Source organism: Actinomadura luteofluorescens (genome assembly GCF_013409365.1).
In the GTDB taxonomy this organism is placed as follows: domain Bacteria; phylum Actinomycetota; class Actinomycetes; order Streptosporangiales; family Streptosporangiaceae; genus Spirillospora; species Spirillospora luteofluorescens.
Genome location: NZ_JACCBA010000001.1, coordinates 4,232,185 through 4,250,192 on the forward strand (window position 1 = coordinate 4,232,185; position 18,008 = coordinate 4,250,192).

At 72.8% G+C, this 18,008-nt stretch carries 18 protein-coding genes; 14 read left to right on the forward strand and 4 right to left on the reverse strand.

Features of this window, described 5'->3' with window-relative positions; all coding sequences use genetic code 11:
* The first annotated feature begins 165 nt into the window (after nt 1–165).
* The 6 genes from BJY14_RS19565 to BJY14_RS45325 all read left to right on the forward strand — a co-directional run bounded on the left by BJY14_RS19565 (nt 166) and on the right by BJY14_RS45325 (nt 6,870).
* Nucleotides 166–1,152, forward strand: coding sequence for an NAD-dependent epimerase/dehydratase family protein (locus BJY14_RS19565; protein WP_179844942.1), 987 nt, complete (start codon nt 166–168; stop codon nt 1,150–1,152).
* A gap of 230 nt (nt 1,153–1,382) precedes the next feature.
* The gene (locus BJY14_RS19570; RefSeq protein ID WP_179844943.1) at nt 1,383–3,008 is read left to right on the forward strand and encodes a DUF7800 domain-containing protein; all 1,626 of its coding nucleotides are present in this window, start codon (nt 1,383–1,385) and stop codon (nt 3,006–3,008) included.
* A gap of 182 nt (nt 3,009–3,190) precedes the next feature.
* A complete protein-coding gene (locus BJY14_RS19575; protein WP_179844944.1) occupies nt 3,191–4,564 on the forward strand; it encodes a sigma-70 family RNA polymerase sigma factor in 1,374 nt (457 codons plus the stop codon).
* A 251-nt stretch (nt 4,565–4,815) separates the two neighbouring features.
* Entirely contained in the window at nt 4,816–6,135 is a 1,320-nt protein-coding gene (locus tag BJY14_RS19580) for an NYN domain-containing protein (RefSeq protein WP_179844945.1), read from the forward strand.
* An 86-nt stretch (nt 6,136–6,221) separates the two neighbouring features.
* The gene (locus BJY14_RS47265; RefSeq protein ID WP_312879314.1) at nt 6,222–6,716 is read left to right on the forward strand and encodes a tetratricopeptide repeat protein; all 495 of its coding nucleotides are present in this window, start codon (nt 6,222–6,224) and stop codon (nt 6,714–6,716) included.
* A complete protein-coding gene (locus BJY14_RS45325; RefSeq protein ID WP_246395991.1) occupies nt 6,682–6,870 on the forward strand; it encodes a hypothetical protein in 189 nt (62 codons plus the stop codon). The genes BJY14_RS47265 and BJY14_RS45325 overlap by 35 nt, the downstream gene beginning before the upstream one ends.
* A 611-nt stretch (nt 6,871–7,481) precedes the next feature.
* Here the strand turns inward: BJY14_RS45325 and BJY14_RS19590 are convergent.
* Nucleotides 7,482–8,006 (reverse strand): lipase family protein, encoded by a 525-nt coding sequence (locus BJY14_RS19590; protein WP_179844946.1) that lies wholly within the window; start codon nt 8,004–8,006, stop codon nt 7,482–7,484.
* A gap of 59 nt (nt 8,007–8,065) precedes the next feature.
* Between BJY14_RS19590 and pyrE the strand changes: the two genes are divergently transcribed.
* Nucleotides 8,066–8,602 (forward strand): orotate phosphoribosyltransferase, encoded by a 537-nt coding sequence (gene pyrE, locus BJY14_RS19595; RefSeq protein WP_179844947.1) that lies wholly within the window; start codon nt 8,066–8,068, stop codon nt 8,600–8,602.
* Here the strand turns inward: pyrE and BJY14_RS19600 are convergent.
* Both BJY14_RS19600 and BJY14_RS19605 read right to left on the reverse strand, forming a co-directional pair.
* Nucleotides 8,599–8,997, reverse strand: coding sequence for a RodZ domain-containing protein (locus BJY14_RS19600; protein WP_218905505.1), 399 nt, complete (start codon nt 8,995–8,997; stop codon nt 8,599–8,601). The two genes, pyrE and BJY14_RS19600, sit on opposite strands and share 4 nt — an antisense overlap.
* A gap of 72 nt (nt 8,998–9,069) precedes the next feature.
* The gene (locus BJY14_RS19605; protein WP_179844949.1) at nt 9,070–9,795 is read right to left on the reverse strand and encodes a DedA family protein; all 726 of its coding nucleotides are present in this window, start codon (nt 9,793–9,795) and stop codon (nt 9,070–9,072) included.
* Between the two features lie 169 nt (nt 9,796–9,964).
* Between BJY14_RS19605 and fbaA the strand changes: the two genes are divergently transcribed.
* The 7 genes from fbaA to BJY14_RS19640 all read left to right on the forward strand — a co-directional run bounded on the left by fbaA (nt 9,965) and on the right by BJY14_RS19640 (nt 15,378).
* The gene (gene fbaA / locus BJY14_RS19610; protein WP_179844950.1) at nt 9,965–10,987 is read left to right on the forward strand and encodes a class II fructose-bisphosphate aldolase; all 1,023 of its coding nucleotides are present in this window, start codon (nt 9,965–9,967) and stop codon (nt 10,985–10,987) included.
* Nucleotides 10,988–11,058: 71 nt separating this feature from the next.
* Complete coding sequence (locus BJY14_RS19615) at nt 11,059–11,508, forward strand: winged helix-turn-helix transcriptional regulator (RefSeq protein WP_179844951.1); 450 nt, start codon at nt 11,059–11,061, stop codon at nt 11,506–11,508.
* A 188-nt stretch (nt 11,509–11,696) separates the two neighbouring features.
* On the forward strand, nt 11,697–12,731 hold the full coding sequence (locus BJY14_RS19620) for a carboxymuconolactone decarboxylase family protein (RefSeq protein WP_179844952.1): 1,035 nt from the start codon (nt 11,697–11,699) through the stop codon (nt 12,729–12,731).
* Nucleotides 12,732–12,774: 43 nt separating this feature from the next.
* Nucleotides 12,775–13,626 (forward strand): maleylpyruvate isomerase N-terminal domain-containing protein, encoded by an 852-nt coding sequence (locus tag BJY14_RS19625; RefSeq protein ID WP_179844953.1) that lies wholly within the window; start codon nt 12,775–12,777, stop codon nt 13,624–13,626.
* A gap of 107 nt (nt 13,627–13,733) precedes the next feature.
* Nucleotides 13,734–14,339 (forward strand): TIGR03086 family metal-binding protein, encoded by a 606-nt coding sequence (locus tag BJY14_RS19630; RefSeq protein WP_179844954.1) that lies wholly within the window; start codon nt 13,734–13,736, stop codon nt 14,337–14,339.
* A gap of 52 nt (nt 14,340–14,391) precedes the next feature.
* A complete protein-coding gene (locus BJY14_RS19635) occupies nt 14,392–14,916 on the forward strand; it encodes a GNAT family N-acetyltransferase (protein ID WP_376770010.1) in 525 nt (174 codons plus the stop codon).
* Nucleotides 14,917–14,955: 39 nt separating this feature from the next.
* Nucleotides 14,956–15,378 carry a DUF3151 domain-containing protein gene (locus BJY14_RS19640; protein WP_179831713.1) on the forward strand — a complete coding sequence of 141 codons (423 nt, stop codon included), beginning with the start codon at nt 14,956–14,958 and terminating at the stop codon, nt 15,376–15,378.
* Here BJY14_RS19640 and BJY14_RS19645 read toward each other — a convergent pair.
* A complete protein-coding gene (locus BJY14_RS19645) occupies nt 15,365–16,801 on the reverse strand; it encodes an FAD/NAD(P)-binding protein (protein WP_179844956.1) in 1,437 nt (478 codons plus the stop codon). The genes BJY14_RS19640 and BJY14_RS19645 overlap by 14 nt on opposite strands.
* Nucleotides 16,802–18,008 lie beyond the last annotated feature (1,207 nt).

Genomic DNA, 18,008 nt, shown 5'->3' on the forward strand with positions numbered 1-18,008 from the left:
CCCCCTCCGCCTGCATCGCCTCTCTTCCTGTCGACACTTCGCACCCCCTGTTTTCGACACCCGGCGGGAGGAGATTTCGCGAGAAGGGGCTCGGCGGAGGCGCCTCTTTACGCTGTGAGCGTGCAGCCGTTCCGTACAGAACGTACAGAAGGCAGAGTTCACCCCATGAGGCTTCTGATGCTGGGCGGGACGGAGTTCGTCGGACGGGCCATCGCCGAAGAGGGCCTTGCCCGCGGCTGGGACGTCACGGTCTTCCACCGGGGTCGCCATGAGCCGCCCCAGGGCGCCGGATCGTTGCACGGCGACCGCACCGCGGAAGGTGGTCTCAAGGCACTCGAGGACGGGGAATGGGACGCCGTCGTCGACACCTGGTCCGGCGCACCGTCCGCTGTCCGCGACACCGCGCGCCTGCTCGAAGGACGTGTCGCACGGTACGTCTACATCTCCAGCCGTTCGGTGTACCGGTTTCCGGAACCGTCCGGGCTCGGCGAGGAAGCCGAGGTGGTGGACGGCTCCCCGGACGACGGCGAGGTCGACTACGCGGCGACCAAGCGCGGTGGGGAACTGGCGGCGCTCGACGTGTACGGGGCCGGCGCCCTCCTGGTGCGGGCGGGCCTCATCCTGGGCCCGTACGAGAACATCGGGCGGTTGCCCTGGTGGCTGACGCGCATGGCGCGAGGCGGCGACGTCCTCGCGCCCGGCCCGCGCGACGCCGGCCTCCAGTACATCGACGTGCGGGACCTCGCCATCTGGACCCTGGACGCCGTCGAGCGCGCGCTCGGCGGACCCTACGACCTGGTCAGCCCGCCCGGCCACACGACGATGCGCGAACTGCTCCAAACCTGCATCGACGTGACCGGGGCGAGCGCGAACCTCGTCTGGACGGCCCCGGAAAAGATCCTTGAAGCGGGCATCGAGCCGTGGACCGACCTTCCCGCCTGGCTCCCGCCTGGGGAGACCTACGACATGCTGCACCAGGGCAACGTCGGCAAGGCTCTGTCCGCAGGGCTGCGTTGCAGGCCCGTGCAGGAGACGGTCGCGGACACCTGGGCCTGGCTCCAGTCGATAGGCGGCACGGCACCGCAGCGCCCCGACCGTCCCGTCCTCGGCCTCGCCCCAGAGAAGGAGAACGAGGTCCTGGGCTCCCGCTGACCTGTGGTGTAGCGCGCCCGGGTCAGGCGAGCTGCGCGGACATCCGGGTCAGGCGAGCTGCGCGGACATCCGGGTCAGGCGAGCTGCGCGGACATCCGGGTCAGCAGGGCCCGCAGCAGGGCCAACTCCTCCCGGCAGCCCTCACCGCCCACGCGGCCCGGTCGCATGCACGGCATGCGACCGGGCCGCGTGTGGACACACAGGGCGCCCGTCCGCTAGAGAGGCGTTCTATGACCGCTTTGGTACTCGGCCCCCACCTCCGGCACGTGAGCCACCACACCGCGACGATCTGGGTGGAGACCGATCGTCCCTGCGAGGTCAGGGTCGTCAACCGGGAGCAGGGGGTGGACGCCGCCGCCCGCACCTTCACCGCGCACGGCCACCACTACGCCGTCGTCGAGATCGACGGGCTCGCAGCAGGGGCGCGGATCCCCTACGAGGTCCTGGCGGACGGCGAGACCGTCTGGCCCGAGGCCGGCGCAGGGTTCCCCCCGTCCCACATCAGGACGTTGCGCGAGCACGGTGAGCTGCGCATCTCCTTCGGCTCCTGCCGCCGCTCACCCGGCACCGTCGAGGAGTACGGGCACGACGCCCTCACCGCGTTCGCCGACCGGCTCCGGACCGGCGGGGAGGACACCGTCTGGCCGGACGTCCTGCTCATGGTCGGCGACCAGGTGTACGCCGACGAGCTGACCCCCCAGATGCGCGAGTTCATCAGCGGCCGCCGCGCGCCGGGCTCGCCGCCGGACGGCGAGGTCGCCGACTACGAGGACTACACCCAGCTCTACAAGCTCGCCTGGCACGACGACCCGGCCGTCCGGTGGCTGCTGTCCACCGTCCCCACCTTCACGATCTTCGACGACCACGACATCCGCGACGACTGGAACACCTCGTACACGTGGCGCCGGGAGATGTGGGCCCAGCCCTGGTGGAAGGCGCGCATCACAGGCGGCATCGGGTCGTACTGGATCTACCAGCACCTCGGGAACATGTCGCCACAGGACCGGGCGTCCGATCCCGTGTTCGAGGCCGTCCGGGCGGCCTCCGAGGAGACCGGCGACGCGGGCGCCGTCCTGGACGCGTTCGCCGAGAAGGCCGACAAGCAGCCCGAGACCATGCGCTGGAGCTACGCCCACGACTGGGCCGGCACGCGCCTGATCGTCGTCGACAGCCGGTGCTCGCGCCTGCTCACGGCCGACCGGCGCGGCATGCTCGACGACGAGGAGTTCGACTGGCTGGACGGCCGGTGCCAGGGCGGCATGGACCACCTGCTCATCGCCAGCTCGCTCCCCTACCTGCTGCCCATGGCGATCCACCACGCCGAGTCGTGGAACGAGGCCGTCGCCGAGGGCGCGTGGGGCAGGCGCGGCGCGGCGGTCGGCGAGAAGATCCGCCAGGCCGCCGACCTGGAGCACTGGGCCGCCTTCGAGCGGTCGTTCCGCGCCGTCGCCGCCGGCGTCGTCGCCGTCGGGCGCGGGGAGCGCGGCCCCGCGCCGGCGAGCATCTCGTTCCTGTCCGGCGACATCCACTACTCCTACCTGGCGAGGATCACCGAGCCCGCCACCCAGTCGAAGATCACCCAGATCGTCTGCTCGCCGCTGCGCAACCCGCTGGAGGGCAAGTTCCGGTGGGCGAACCGCATCGCCTACTCGCGGTCCGCCGGCCGGCCGTTCCGCCTCCTGGCGAAGCTGGCGAAGGTGCCCGCCCCGCCGATCCGGTGGCGGATGACGAACGGCCCCTGGTTCGACAACGCCATCGCCACCGTCGAACTGTCCGGACGCGAGTGCGGCGTGCGGTGGGAGACCCCGGGGACCGGCGGCACGATGTCCGAGATGGGACGCGCCGGCATCACCTGACGGCGGGTGCGTTCGTTCCACCCCCTCGATGAAACGAACGCACCCCCCGCGTGGACGACCCCGCCCAGACGCCGTCCACACCCCTCCAACGGCGCGGTGTCCCGGCTATGACGCGACTCGCGCAGAACATCTGTGACCAAAATGAGCGACAACAGGTGGTCAATCAGTCACAATGAGCAAGCATGGAGCCAGGGGACGATGTGACGGAGGCCGGCGACGCCGGGCCCAGCGACGCCGCGCTCATCTCCCGGATCCGCGAGGGCGACGACGCCGCCTACGGAACGCTCTACGAGCGGCACCTGCCCGCCGCGCGCGGGCTCGCGGGCCATCTGGCCGGCCGCGAGGCCGCCGAGGACGCCGTCCAGGACGCGTTCGCCAAGGTCCTCTCCGTGCTCAAGCGCGGCGGCGGGCCCGACACCGGGTTCCGGCCCTACCTGCTCACGGCCGTGCGGCGGACGGTCTACGACCGGCAGCGCGCGGACCGCCGCGTCCACCACACCGACGACATCGAGGCGTACGACGTCGAGGAGCCCTACGCCGACCCCGCGGTCGACGAGTTGGAACGTTCGATGGTCGCGCGGGCGTTCCGGTCGCTCCCCGAGCGGTGGCAGACCGTCCTCTGGCACACCGAGGTCGAGGACGCCAAGCCCGCCGACGTCGCCCCGATCCTCGGCCTGACCGCCAACGGCGCCGCCGCGCTCGCCTACCGGGCCCGCGAGGGGCTCCGGCTGGCCTACCTCCAGATGCACCTGAACGGCCTCGACTCCGGCGACGCGTGCCGTCCCGTCCTGGACAAGCTCGGCGCCTACGTCCGCGACGCGCTGCCGGGCCGCGACTCCCGCAGGGTCGAGCGCCATCTCGACGGCTGCAAGCGCTGCAAGGGCCTGCACGGGGAACTGGCGCAGGTGAACACGGCACTGCGCGACGTCCTCGGCCCGCTCGTCTTGGGCTCGGCGAGCACCGCCTACCTGGCGTCCAAGGGCGGCTTCTTCCTGTGGGTGCGATATCTGCCCAAGCGGCAGCAGCAGGTGCTCGCCGGGTCGGTGGCGGCCGCCGCCGCGGCGGCGGCACTCGGCCTGATGCTCGTGTCCGACGACCGGCCCGTGCCCGTACCCGCACCGCGCACCCCGCCGGCCGCCGCCGAGCCGGCCGCCCCGCCCGCCGCCCGTCCGCCCGCCGTGAAGCCACCCGCACCTGGGCCGCCCGCCGCGAAACCGCTCGTGAAGCGGCACGTCGCCGTCCGCCCGGTGGCGGCCGAACCCCGGGCCAGGCCGCCCCGCCCGGCGCCGAGGCCCCACGTGAGACCGCCGCGCGTGGAGAGGCCCTCCAAGCCCAGCCCGGCCCCGCCTCATCCGATCGACCGTCCTGGAGGACTGCTGGTCCACATCGAACTGCGGGTGCCGCTGCTGTCGGCCGAGGTGCGCGTCCGCCTCGGCACCGACACGCCGCGCGGCGAAATCCGCTCCATACGGCACCGCGCCGCCTCCTACGGCACTCCCCACGGTCACGCCCGTCTTCCGGGGTTGAAGCGAGGGTCGCGGGCACGCCTGGACTGAACCCTCCACCTGATTCTTCCCGTAAAGATCCTTCGGAAGGGCCGGACGGAGCCTAAAGGGCTGGTAGCGTCCGCCGCGGCTCCGAATCCTTGTTACCGAGGAGTCGCCAACCGGCGGCTTGCCATGAAAGAGTGGCGAATCGCCGTAACGGCCTACCGGGCAGACGGGCTTCACTACGCTATAAGCGCCCGGTGTCGCTACGCCGAAATGGGCACGCTGTGAGCTCCCGTGTTGAGGAAGGACGGTGCCGCATGGATCGCTGCGCGCTGTTCGTGGACGCCGGCTACCTGCTGGCCGACGGTGCCATGGCGGTACACGGCACGCGCCATCGCGAGACCGTCTCGTGGGACTTCGGCGGCCTCCTGCAACTCCTCGGCAACCTCGCCAGGGAACGCACCGGCATGCCGTTGCTGCGCTGCTACTGGTACGAGGCGACGGTCGAGGGGCGCCGCAACCCCGAGCACGACGCGCTGGCCGACCTGCCCGGCCTCAAGCTGCGGCTCGGCCGGATCCGGCCCGGCCGCCGCGAGGGCGTCGACACCGAGATCCACCGCGACCTGATGACGCTGGCCCGCAACGACGCGCTCGCCGACGCCGTCCTGGTCAGCGGCGACGAGGACCTCGCCCAGGTCGTCGCGGACGCCCAGGACCTCGGCGTCCGCGTCACGGTCGTGCACGTCGCCGTCGACGGCAACTGGACGATCTCCCGGGTGCTGCGCCAGGAGTGCGACGACCTCATCGAGATCGGCTCCGGCCACCTGCGCCCCTACGTCAACCTGCTCGCCGGCGTCGACGGCGGCTCCTCGCTCGGCACGAGCCCGCTGTCCAACGGGCACGGCGCCACGAACGGGCACGCCTCCTCCCTCGGCCCGCTCCAGAACACCTCGAACAACGGGCCCCCGCCGTCGTCGCCGCTGAGCATCCCGCCCGCGACGCCCGCCCCGTCCCCGGCCGTCCGCGACCTCGGCCCGGCCATGACCGGCGGGCTCGGCGGCGGGTCCTCGCCGACCGGCGGCACCGGCCTCGGCACCGGCCCCATGTCGCTGCCCGGAGGCACGGGCGGCGGGCTCGCCGGATCGTCCTACGGCAGCGGCGGGCTACCGCTCCCGCAGCACCCCGCCCCCGCGGCCGGGCCGTCCTCGACGCAGGCGCCGTCGATGCCCGCGCCGCCGCCGTCCCCCAGCCCGCAGTACACCTCCTCCCCGATCCCGGCGCCCTCCCCGCCGCCTCCCCCGCAGACCATCCAGTCGCAGGCGGCGCCGTCCGGCCAGCACGGCCCCTACACCGGCCCGCAGCAGATCTCCCCCCTCCCGGTGCAGCAGACGCCGACCCTCTCGGACGCCGTCAAGGCCGCCCATCAGGAAGGCCAGGACTTCGGCGAGTCCGTCGCCCGCGACGCCCCCGCGCTGTGGCTGGAGGCCGTCCTCGCCCGCAAGCCGCGCATGCCGTCCGACCTGGAGGCCCGGCTCCTGCAGGGCTCCTCGCTGCCCATCGACTTCCTCCTGCACGACGAGGTCCGCCACGCCCTGCGCCGCGGCTTCTGGGACGCGCTCGAACGTTCGCGCAGGTGACCTGACGTCCACTCATTAGCACCGGTATTCCACGATCATCATCGATTCGCCCGCTTCGGCCGGGCGGTGCCGGGTAGCGTTGAACCGTGACGCATGTGACGGAAGACGATCTCGACGACCTGGAGTTCGACACCCTGCGCACCGGCGATCACATCTCGGCGGCCCGCAGGCTGACCGAGCTGGCCGAGTCGGTGTCCGGTGGAGTGTCACGCGCGAACGTCCTGCTGCGCGCCGGCGAGCAGTGGCAGCACGCCGGCGACCACGCCAGGGCCGCCGAGCTGTACCGCAGGGCCATGGAGGACGGCGGCGAGACCTACGGCGACCCGCGCGCCTACCTCGCCGACGCGCTCTTCGAACTGGGCCGCGGCGACGAGGCCCGCGCCCTCGTCGACCAGATCCGCGCCGACAAGCCGCGCGACCCCGAGGTGTACCGCGCCGTGGCCGAGGTGCTCTACGCCCAGGGCGACGCGACCGGCGCCCACGAATGGGCCCACCAGCGGCGCCGACGTCGTCCTGGAACTCCGCGACCGCGCCGTGGGAACCGGCATGGGCGGCGGCCCCGACGAGGCCCCCGCTCCTGACGCCGACACCCTCACCCCGGGCCTGGACGACGTCGCCCTCGCCGAGGACAGCCTCGAAGCCCTCCTCCGCCTCCGCTACCGCGCCCGCATAGACCTGGGCCGAAGCGAAGACGACTACGACGCCCTCCTGGACGACCTCCTGAAGAACTCTTAATCCCCAGGGGGGCGACCCCCTGGAACCCCCGTCACGAGCCGGGCGATCCTCACGCCACGGCTGAGGCTTTTTGTGCCCGTGCCGGTTCGCGTCGTGTCGCTGCGGTCGCCCGGCTCGACGGGTCGAGCGACCTCCAGGCGCTTAGAGCGCCTTCCAGCCGCACGACCCGCGCCCCGGCTCAGGTTCCGTCTCCAAGAGCGTTCGGCGTGGCACATCCAAGAGCCTTTGAACGTGGACGGTTCAACCCTCTTGGGGCCGTAGCCCTAGCGGGGGCGCGGGCAGGCGCGTGGAGCGAGTGCAGCGAGCGCAACGCGCATGCCCGCCGACGCAGGCGACCGCAGCGACGCTACACAAGCCGTCACAGGCACAACCGACCGCAACGGCGGCGTGAGGATCGTCTGCGTCGCAACGGGGGTTCCAGGGGGTCGCCCCCCAGGAAAGACACAGCGCGTGGAGCGAGTGCAGCGAGCGCAACGCGCATGCCCGCCGACGCAGGCGACCGCAGCGACGCCACGCAAGCCGTCACAGGCACAACTAACCGCAACGGCGGCGTGAGGATCGCCTGCGTCGCAACGGGGGTTCCAGGGGGTCGCCCCCCTGGGTAGACACAATCACAACCGGGCTATTAGTTCGCTCAGGGATTGGGCGGCGGCGGTGGGGGGTTCGTGTTCCGTCGTGGGCCAGCCGCGTAGGCGGGCCTCTCTGATGGCCTGATCGTGCTTGGGGGAGGCGGAGCGGTCCGAATGGGTGCGGAGGTAGCCGCAGGGCGCCTCGGGCCAATCTGGGGCCGTGGGGAGGTCTTCCTGCGGGGCGTCGTGGTCGTGCCGGGCCGGGCGGGGGAGATCGGCGTCGACGAAGACGTAGCCGCCCACGGGGCGGTGGGCGGCGCGCTGGGCCAGGCCGACGCCGGGCAGCAGGGGGCCGGCGGCGCCGTGCGCCACGAGGACGAGCGGCGGGACCGGGTCGGTCGCGGTGATGGTGAGCGAGACGCGGGCGATGTAGCGGGGGCCCGCGTCGTCCGGGACGTCCGGTGCCACCACGTCCAGCCCGTACGAGCGGAGCATCTCGGGCAGGTCGCCCCAGGAGGCCGCGGTGGCGCCGGGGGCGTGCAGCAGGACGAGGGTTCCGGGTGTCACCCCGCGAACCGTACACGGCGGCGGCGGAGCGCGTACGCAGGGTGAATAGGGTTCTGCACGTGAGCGATCGTGATGAACTGCTGCAGAAGATCAAGGACAGGGCCGTGGTGCACGGCGACTTCGTGCTGTCGTCGGGCAAGCGGGCGTCCTGGTACGTGGACCTCCGCCGGGTGACGCTGGACGGGTCCGCGGCCCCGCTGGTGGGACGGGTCATGCTGGACGAGACCGCCGACCTCGACTACGAGGCCGTGGGCGGGCTGACGCTCGGGGCGGACCCGGTGGCCGCCGCGATGCTGCACGCGGCGGCGGCGCGGGGCCGGGCGCTGGACGCGTTCGTCGTCCGCAAGGCGGGCAAGGCCCACGGGCTGCAGCGCCGGATCGAGGGGCCGGACGTGGCGGGCCGCCGCGTCCTCGCGGTGGAGGACACCTCGACCACGGGCGGCTCCGTGCTCACGGCGGTGGAGGCGCTCCGCGAGGCGGGGGCGGAGGTGGTGGCGGTCGCGACGATCCTGGAGCGCGGCGCCGCCGGCCGGATCGCCGAGGAGGGCCTGGAGTACCGGCACCCCTACGAGGTCGCCGACCTCGGTCTCGGTTAGCGGGCCTTCACGAGCCACTGGGCGCGCTGGCCGTTCGGCTGGCGCGGCTGGAGCCTGCCGTAGATCGCGACCTGCAGGGAGCCGCCGTTCTGGGCGACGACCTGCAGGGGCGCCTCCTTGAACTGGAGGGTGTCGCCGGTGTTGAGCGTGCTGTTGGCGAGCACCTTGCCGCCGGCGTCGGCGACGCGGACCACCACCGTCGTGGGCTGGCCGGTCACGCGGATGACCAGGGGGAGCGGCGCCGTGGGCGACGTCGTGGTCTCGTTGCTGCTCGGCGTGGTGCGCCCGGCATCGCCCGACGGCGAGGCCCCCGCAGGGCCCTTCTTGTCGGGTTCGCTCATGATCGCGTTGACCAGGGCCATGCCCCCGACGATGAGCAGGGCCAAGGCGGCCATCACGGCCAAGGCCGCGATCAGTATGCGCGCGAGACCCCTAGGGTCCGACCGGTGACGTCCCACATGGGGAGGTTAGCGATAACTGTCACCGCTGAGCGACGGACGGGACTCTTCCGGACCATTCTTATTCGGACCGTGGTCCGCTTTGCGGCCCTTCAGGACCTCCCGAATGATCGGAATGACCGAAAGAATCAGGATGACCGCTACGCCCGGGAGGATGTATTTCTCAACGTCGGGCACTTCGGACCCGAGGAAGTGACCGAGGAGGAAGAGGGCGTCCGTCCAGACGATGCCGCCGATCGCGTTCCAGACGAAGAACTTCTTCGAATCCATGCCGAGCATCCCGGCGAGCGGGTTGAGGAACGTCCGGACAATCGGGATGAACCGGGCAAGCACCACCGCCTTCGCGGGGCCGAACCGGTTGAAGTAGTACTCGGCCTTCTCCACCCACTCCTGCTTGAAGATCCGCGAGTCGGGTCTGTCGAAGAGCTTGCGGCCGTAGCGGGCGCCGAGGAAGTGGCCGAGCTGGGCGCCGGCGATCGCCGCCACCGGGCCGCCGATCAGCAGCCAGGGCAGCGACAGCGGCTGGAAGTCCTGGCCGTTGACGGTCGAGACCGCCGTGAGGATCCCCGCCGTGAACAGCAGCGAGTCGCCCGGAAGGATGCAGCCGATCAGAAGACCGGTCTCCGCGAAGATGATGGCGAGCACGCCGATCGTCGCGAACGTGCCGAAAAGCTGCAGCCACGCGGTGGGGTGCAACCACTCGGTGATGTCAAGGGGAAGGGCAGTGAGATCCACACCGCGAGCGTACCTTTCCCCACGCTCCGATTAGGCGGGATACTGAGCGCGGACGGCATGCCCGACCCGGAAACCGCGTGACCTGGGCACTCCCTGGGTACGCGGACGTCCGGGAGCTACCGCCCGGCCGGATGCCCGGCGGCACCCTGCGTATGAAAGGACGCTGACAATGCCCATCGCAACGCCCGAGGTCTACGCGGAGATGCTCGACCGTGCGAAGCGCGACGGCTTCGCCTTCCCCGCGATCAACGTGACGTCCAGCCAGACGCTGAACGCCGCGCTGCGCGGGTTCGCGGAGGCGGAGAGCGACGGCATCGTGCAGGTGTCCACCGGCGGAGCCGACTACCTGTCCGGCTCCACGGTGAAGGACATGGTCACGGGCGCGACCGCGCTGGCCGAGTACGCCCGGGTCGTGGCGGCCAAGTACCCGGTGAACATCGCGCTGCACACCGACCACTGCCCGAAGGACAAGCTGGACGGCTTCATGCGGCCGCTGGTGAAGATCTCGCAGGAGCGGGTGGCGCGCGGCGAGGAGCCGCTGTTCCAGTCGCACATGTGGGACGGATCCGCCGTCGAGCTGCACGAGAACCTGCGGATCGCCGCCGAGCTGCTGGAGGAGTGCGCCAAGGCCCGGATCATCATGGAGATGGAGATCGGGGTCGTCGGCGGCGAGGAGGACGGCGTCGCCAACGAGATCAACGAGAAGCTGTACACCACGCCGGGCGACGCGCTCGCGACCGCCGAGGCCGTCGGCGTGGGCGAGAAGGGCCGCTACATCCTGGCGGCCACGTTCGGGAACGTGCACGGCGTCTACAAGCCGGGCTCGGTCAAGCTGCGTCCCGAGGTGCTCAAGGAGATCCAGGACGCGGTCGGCGCCAAGTACGGCAAGGACAAGCCGTTCGACCTGGTGTTCCACGGCGGCTCGGGCTCCACGCTGGAGGAGATCCGGGAGGCGGTGTCGTACGGCGTCGTCAAGATGAACATCGACACCGACACCCAGTACGCCTTCACCCGCCCGGTCGCCGAGCACATGTTCCGCAACTACGACGGCGTGCTGAAGGTCGACGGCGAGGTAGGCAACAAGAAGCAGTACGACCCGCGCTCGTGGGGCAAGGCGGCGGAGACCGCGATGGCCGCCCGCATCGTCGAGGCCGCCGAGAACCTGCAGTCCGCCGGCAAGAAGCTGAAGTAGCGGAGCGGGCCGGGGGCCGTGCGGCCCCCGGCCAGCCCGTTGCCTGACGAAACGCGGGTAGGCTCGCAGGCGTGGCACTGCCCCGCACCTACGACTCGCAGAACTGCTCGGTCGCCCGCTCGCTGGAGGTCGTGGGCGACCGCTGGACGATGCTGGTCATCCGCAGCGCGTTCCAGGGCGTGCGGCGCTTCGACGACTTCCAGGACGCCCTGGGCGTGGCCCGCAACGTCCTCACCGACCGGCTCAACCGGCTCTGCGACGAGGGCATCATGCGCCGCGTCCCGTACCAGCAGCGGCCGGAGCGCCACGAGTACCGGCTGACCCGCAAGGGCGTGGAGCTGTGGCCCGCGGTCATGACCCTGATGATGTGGGGCGACCGCCACTACGCGCCTGACGGCCCTCCCCTGGTCATCGGCCACCGGGGCTGCGACGGCACGCTGACCCCCTCGTTCACGTGCGGCTCCTGCGGCGCGCACCTCGGCCCCGCCGACGTCGACCCCCGTCCGGGTCCCAGTGCCTAGGGATCCTTCCTCGAAGTCGCCTCGGCAATGCCGCGCGAACGCGTGACCTGGCCGGTGGAGCGACGCCGGAGGCGAGCGGAACCGGGCGGATCGCGAAGCGATGCCGCGTTCGCCCAGGCCAGGTCACGTAGCGAGCCGCCAGGCGAGCGAAGTGGGCCGGGGCTGAATCAACACAGCGTGGTTCGGCGATGAACAGCCATCTGGTCCGGGCGGCGCGGCGCGGTGCGGAGGCGCAGATCGCGCACGTCTCGCTCGTCCGGCACGCGGCCGCCCAGGGGCTGGTCGCGCGGGTCTACGACCAGGTCGAACGGGACTTCGGCATCCTCGCACCGCCGGTGATCCTGCACTCCCCCGTCCCGGAGCTGCTCGCCGCCGTGTGGACGATGCTGCGCGAGACCCTGGTCGCGACGGGGAAGGCCGAGCGCGCGGTCAAGGAGGCCGCCGCCGCGGCGGTGTCGCTCGGCAACTCCTGCCCCTACTGCGTGGCGGCGCACAGCACCACGCTGCACGGCCTCGTGCGCGGGCGCGACGCCACCGCGATCGCCGCGGGCAGGCTCGACGAAGTTGGCGACCCGCGCATCCGTGCGATCGCCGAGTGGGGCGTACGGTTCGGCACGCCGGAGGTTCCCGAGCGCCCGTTCCCGCCCGAGCAGGCGCCCGAGCTCGTCGGCACCGCCTTCGCCTTCCACTACTACAACCGGATGGTCAACATCTTCCTGGGCGAGTCGCCGTTCCCCCCGAGCGCCCCGGCGAGGGCGCACGGCGCGATCAGCCGGGTGATGGGCCGCCTGATGGCCGCGGGCTCGCGCGCCCGGCACGCCCCTGGCGGCTCCCTCGACCTGCTGCCGCCCGCGCCGCCGTCCGGCGACCTGCCCTGGACGGAGGGCAACGAGGTGATCGCCGCCGCGTTCGCGCGCACGTCGGCGGTCATCGACCGGGCGGGCGAGCGGGCGGTGCCGGCGACGGTCCGGGAACTGCTGACCGCCGAGCTCGCCGCGTGGGACGGGCGCGCGGCCGAGCCTGCGCGGATCGACGAGGCCGTGGCCGGACTGCCCGCGCCGGACCGTCCCGCCGGGCGGCTCGTGCTGCTGACCGCGCTCGCCTCGCACCGGGTCGGCCCGGCGGTCATCGCGGAGTTCCGCCGCGACGACGGCGCGGACGCCCGCCTGCTGGAATGCCTCGCGTGGGCCGCGTTCACCACCGCACGGGCGGCGGCGGCCTGACCGGACGCTTGCCCGGCCTTTTGGAAATTGCGACGATCGGGCCATGGTGGTTCGGCTCACGGAAGAGAACTGGGCGGCGACCCGGAAGTATCTGCGCGGGACCGGTGACCGGTTCGCCGAGTTACTGACCTCGGCCGGATCCGGGACGAAGGCCACCGCGACCTGGACGGTGACCGATATGGCGGCGCATGTCGCCACCCTCGCGCGGATGTATCACCAGATGGTCGATCCCGCCGGTTGCGACGATCCGCTGGCCGTGACCGACGACCTCGTCCGGAGCACGATCGTCGATACGGTCGACACCGCGAACGAGGAATTGCTGCGCCTTTTCCCCGAGCGCGATCCAGGGGTCCTCGCGGACGTCCTGCTCCGCGATGTCGACCGCCTTCTGACGGCGACGCGGGACGCCGATCCCGCGATGGCGCTGCCCTGGCTGGGCGGCTCGCACGTCCCGCTCGGCGGGCTCCTGGCGCACCTGCTCAACGAGCTCCAGATCCACGGCCGCGACATCGCCCGGCCCCTGCGCAGGCGCTGGGACGTCCCGCCTCAGGAGGCGGCCCCGTTCTTCGAGATGTTCCTCGTCGGGGTGACCGAGTACGGGTACGGGCGGCTGCTGGAGGGCCACGGCCCCGCGCCGACCGGACGGATCACCGTCGAGTTCCGCTCCGATCACACCGCCCCAGTGGTGATGGCGATGACCGACGGGTTCGTCACCGTGGAAGAGCCCGGCGACCGTCCCGACGTGCGGCTGTTCTTCGACCCGACGGCGCTCAACCTGATGCTTTTCGGACGGATCGGCAGGGCGCGGACCGTGCTGAGCAGGAAGATTGTCATTCGGGGGCGGCGGCCCTGGGTGCTTCCCGCATTCCTCCGGATCGTGCGTCTTCCCTCGTGAACGGCGGCGCCTCCCTTTCACCGGCCCCTTCGAAGGGCGGCCACCGATGACTTCTCGCCGCGGCGAAGGTCTATACAGGTGATCATCCCAGCGAGGTGAGGAGCCGAATGCGTGAGGCGACCGGCGCATCGGCGCCCCTCCGATCGAACGCGCGCATCCTGGAGCGCTCGATCGGCTTTCTCCTGACCGCCGTCCAGCCCGTCACGCGGCCGATGCTCACCCGTCCGACACCCTGCGCGGCCTGGGATCTCACCATGCTGCTCCTGCACGTCGGCGACTCCCTCGCGGCGGTGCACGAGGGCCTGGCGGGAGGCCGGGTCGGCCTACGCCCGGTCGCGGTCGACCCGGCCGACGACCCGGTGTCGGCACTGCGCGTCCGCGCCGCCCGCGTGCTCCGCCACGCCATGGCCTTCCCCGGCTGCGCCGACCGCGACGCGGGGACGGCGGCGATCGGCGACCTGTGCCTGCCCGGCGAGCTGGTGGCCGGCGCGGGCGCCCTGGAAGCGGCCGTGCACGGCTGGGACGTCGCGCAGGCGACGGGCGCGGGGCAGCCCATTCCTCCGGACCTGGCCGCCGATCTCCTGGACGTGTCGAGGGCGCTGGCGCCGCCGTGCGGGCGCCTGCCGCTGTTCGGCGAGCCGCTGGATCCCGGCCCGCACGCGTCGCCCGGCGACCGTCTCGTCGCCTTCCTCGGCCGCCGTCCGGCGGGCTGAGGCGATCTCGCTCAGGTTGCTTCACACAACTTTGTGCGCTCCAATGAGTTGTGTGAAGCAACTCGATGTGCGCACCGTCGCCCGCATCCACGCCGTGCTCGACGACGTCCGGATCCGCCCGTACGGCGTCACCGACCGCGACCGCCTCCGCCGGATGTCGGACCGGCTGTCGGCCGCCAGCCTCTACACGCGCTTCTTCTCCGGCACGCCCCGCATCCCCGACCACTACGTCCGCCTTCTGGAGGGCCTCGACCACTGGCACCGCGAGGCCCTCGTCGCGCTCGACCGGGACGAGATCCTCGGCATCGCCGAGTACGCCCGCGACGCGGCACGACCCTGGCGGGCCGACCTCGCCGTCCTGGTCGCCGACCCCTGGCAGCGCCGGGGCCTCGGCAGCGCCCTCGTCGGCTGCCTGTCCGAACTCGCCGGGCGGCGCGGCATCACCGATTTCGACGCGGACGTCATCCTCACCAACCGGCAGGCGCTCCTGTTCGTCCGGAACGGCTGGCCGGCGGCCCGCTCCACGAGGGACGGCGGGTCCGCCCACTTCCGCCTGCCGCTCCCCGTGCCCGCCTGACCCCGGCCGGTTGAATCCGGACGGGGGCGCCCGCTTACCATGACCGGCATGACCCAGAACCTGCTCGGCGGCCCCGCTCCGACCGAACTTCCGGACAACGTCGAGGCCCGGACGGCCCTGGAGGAGGGCGTCGACCCGTTCGAGGTCGCCGCGCGCCACCCGGACCACCCGGGCGCGTGGGCCGAGCTGGCCGACCGCTCCTTCGCCAAGGGCAGCGTCATCGACTCCTACGCGTTCGCCCGCACCGGCTACCACCGCGGGCTGGACCAGCTGCGCCGGGCGGGCTGGAAGGGCCACGGCCCCATCCCCTGGGAGCACGAGCCGAACCGCGGCTTCCTGCGCGCCCTCCACGCCCTCGCCCGGGCCGCCGCCGCCATCGGCGAGGAGTCCGAGGCCGAGCGCTGCAAGACGTTCCTCCGCGACAGCAGCGCCGAGGCCGCCGACGCCCTCAACGGCTCCTGACGCCACCGATCGAGCGCGCCGCCCGGGACGCCTGGGCGGCGACGCCGGGGATGCCCGACACCAGGAACGGGCCTCCGCCGGCGAGGTCGCCGGCCACGTGCAGTCGACGATCGGGACGACCTCCGGCGAGGACCCGTCCCGTGCCGGGGTCGACGGCGAGGCCGCCGTCCGGGTCCAGCACCGCGCCCTCGGCCAGCAGGGACGAGACGAGCGGCTCGGCCGCCCGGGGGACCGCGTGCGGCGGCGGGTTGACCGCGTTGATCACGATGTCGGCGGCGCGGACGCCCGCCGCGTGCGTGATCTCGAATCCGGACCCCGCCTCGATCTTCTCGATCCCGGGCAGCACCTCCAGCGCCCCCGCCTCGAACAGCTCCAGCAGCAGCGCGGCGTTGCGGGGCACCATCGGCGAGGCCACGCTCGTGATCGTCCGGAAGTGGCGGCCGCGGAGCCGCTCCCGGTCACGTGCCCGCAGCAGCCGCCACGCGATCGGACCGGCGGTGTGCGCGGCCTCCTGAACGATCCGGCGGCCGAGCTGCGGCGCGTCCACCAGGGCGAGCTGCTCGCGCAGGCTCGCCTCAGGGCCCCGTTCCCATGCCGAAGCGATCCAGGCCGCGAGGGCGTCCCAGCTCTCGCCGTGATCTGCCAGCTCCCTGCGGATCAGGTCGGTGAACTCCGCCAGCCCGATCGGCCCCTCCAGGGACCGCAGGCGGTCGGGCGCCAGATACCGGAGGCCGGTCGGAACGGGACGCTGCCAGACGAACGGGAGCGTCCCGCTCCGCGACACCATGCTGATCCTGCCGGTGTGCCCGCGCGCGGCCAGTGACGCCACGATGTCGACCGCGGTCAGGCCCGTCCCGATGACCGCCACATCACTTCGGGGCGGGACGTCCGCGAGGGTCCGCCGCAGTGGATACGGGTCGGCGACGAAGCCGGGCGCGCCCGCCAGCCCGTAGCCGTCGCGGGGAGCGCCCCCGCCGACGCACAGGACGACGCGGTCGGCGGTGTACCGGCGTCCGTCCGCCGTTCGCACGGTTGGGCGGTCTGCGAGGGACACTCCTGTCACGGCCGCGTCGACGACCTCCGTCCGGGCGAACCGGGCGAGCGCGGCCTCCGCCGTGTCCACCAGGTACCGCCCGTACACGGCGCGCGGCGGGATCGGGCGGCCGAGCCGCTCGTCGAGGTGGGTCCCGGCGGGCGCGTCCCCGTCCAGCCAGCGCGCGTAATGCTCCCGGTCCCCCCACCGGATCGACATGATCTCCGGCGGGGCGTTGACGAGCACGGAGTCCAGGTCCGGCTGGTAGGGACGGCCGTGCCACGGCGGCGTCGCAGGGTCGAAGACGGTGACGGACCGGATGTCCGAGGGGTCGAGGGCGTCCAGCAGCGCGACGGCCGCCGCACCCGCCCCGATGATCGCGATGTCCATGCCGCCGAGCCTCGCCGCCCGGCCGCGCCCGCCCCATCCCCCGCGGGCGAGGGATCGTCCCCGGCCGCGATCCCCCATCTGAGGGGGTACGCCCGCCGCGCACGGCGGGCAGACTGGAACGGTGATCGACCAGCGGGAACGGCGGGCCCTCCTCGACGGGGCCGCACGCGCACCGGACGCGTCCGGCCTGTTCGCGGGCGCCTCGTCGCGGCTCGGACGGCTGCTCGGCTTCCAGGCCGCCGCGTGGTCGGCCACCGACCCGGAGACCGGATTGATCACCGCCCCGATGCTGGTCGAGAACCTCGGGCGCGGCGAGCAGTGCTTCGCCTACTGGGAGTGCGCGCTCCTGGAGGAGACCGTGCTGCCCTACCGCGACCTGGCCCGCGCCACCGTCCCGGCCGCCGGGCTCGTGGCGAGCACCGACGGACTGCCCGCCCGCAGCGCGCAGTACCGCAGGCTGCTCGGCCGCCAGGGGATCGGGGACGAGCTCCGCGCCGTCCTGCGGACCGGTGGCCGGCCCTGGGGCGTCGTCAGCCTGTTCCGCGAGAAGGACCGGGAGCCGTTCGGCCCCTCGGAGGTCGCCCTCGTCGCGGGCCTCTCCGCGCCCCTCGCCGACCGCCTCCGCGAACTGGCCCGGCCCGTCCGGCCGCCGGGCCCGGCCGCGGGCCAGGACCCGGGGCTCATCCTGTTCGACCCGGCCGGCACGCCCTTCTCGATCAACGACGAGGCGCGCCACCTCCTCTCCCGCCTCCCGGACGGCCCGTCCGTCCCGTCGCCGCTGGGCCCGCCCCTGCCGGTCTGGCTCGCCGGGACCGCCGCGCAGGCCCGCGCCGTCGCCGCCGGCCGCGACCGCGGAGCGGCCCGCATCCGGATCCGCACCCGCGACGGCCAGTGGCTCGTCGTCCACGCCTCCTGCATGGACGGGGTCCCCGGCGCGCCCGGCCCCACCGCCGTGGTCGTCCAGCCGGCCGCCGGCTCCGACATGGCGCCGGTCATCGCGCAGGCGTACGGCCTGTCCGCGCGCGAACTGGAGATCACCCAGCTGATCGCGCGCGGGCTGACCACCGGCGGCATCGCCGCCGAGCTGGTCATCTCCCCCCCACACCGTCCGCGACCACGTCAAGGCCGTGTTCGCCAAGACGCGCGTGTCGAGCCGCGGCGAGCTGGTCGCGAAGCTGTTCGCCGAGAACTACTGGCCGCGCCGGGG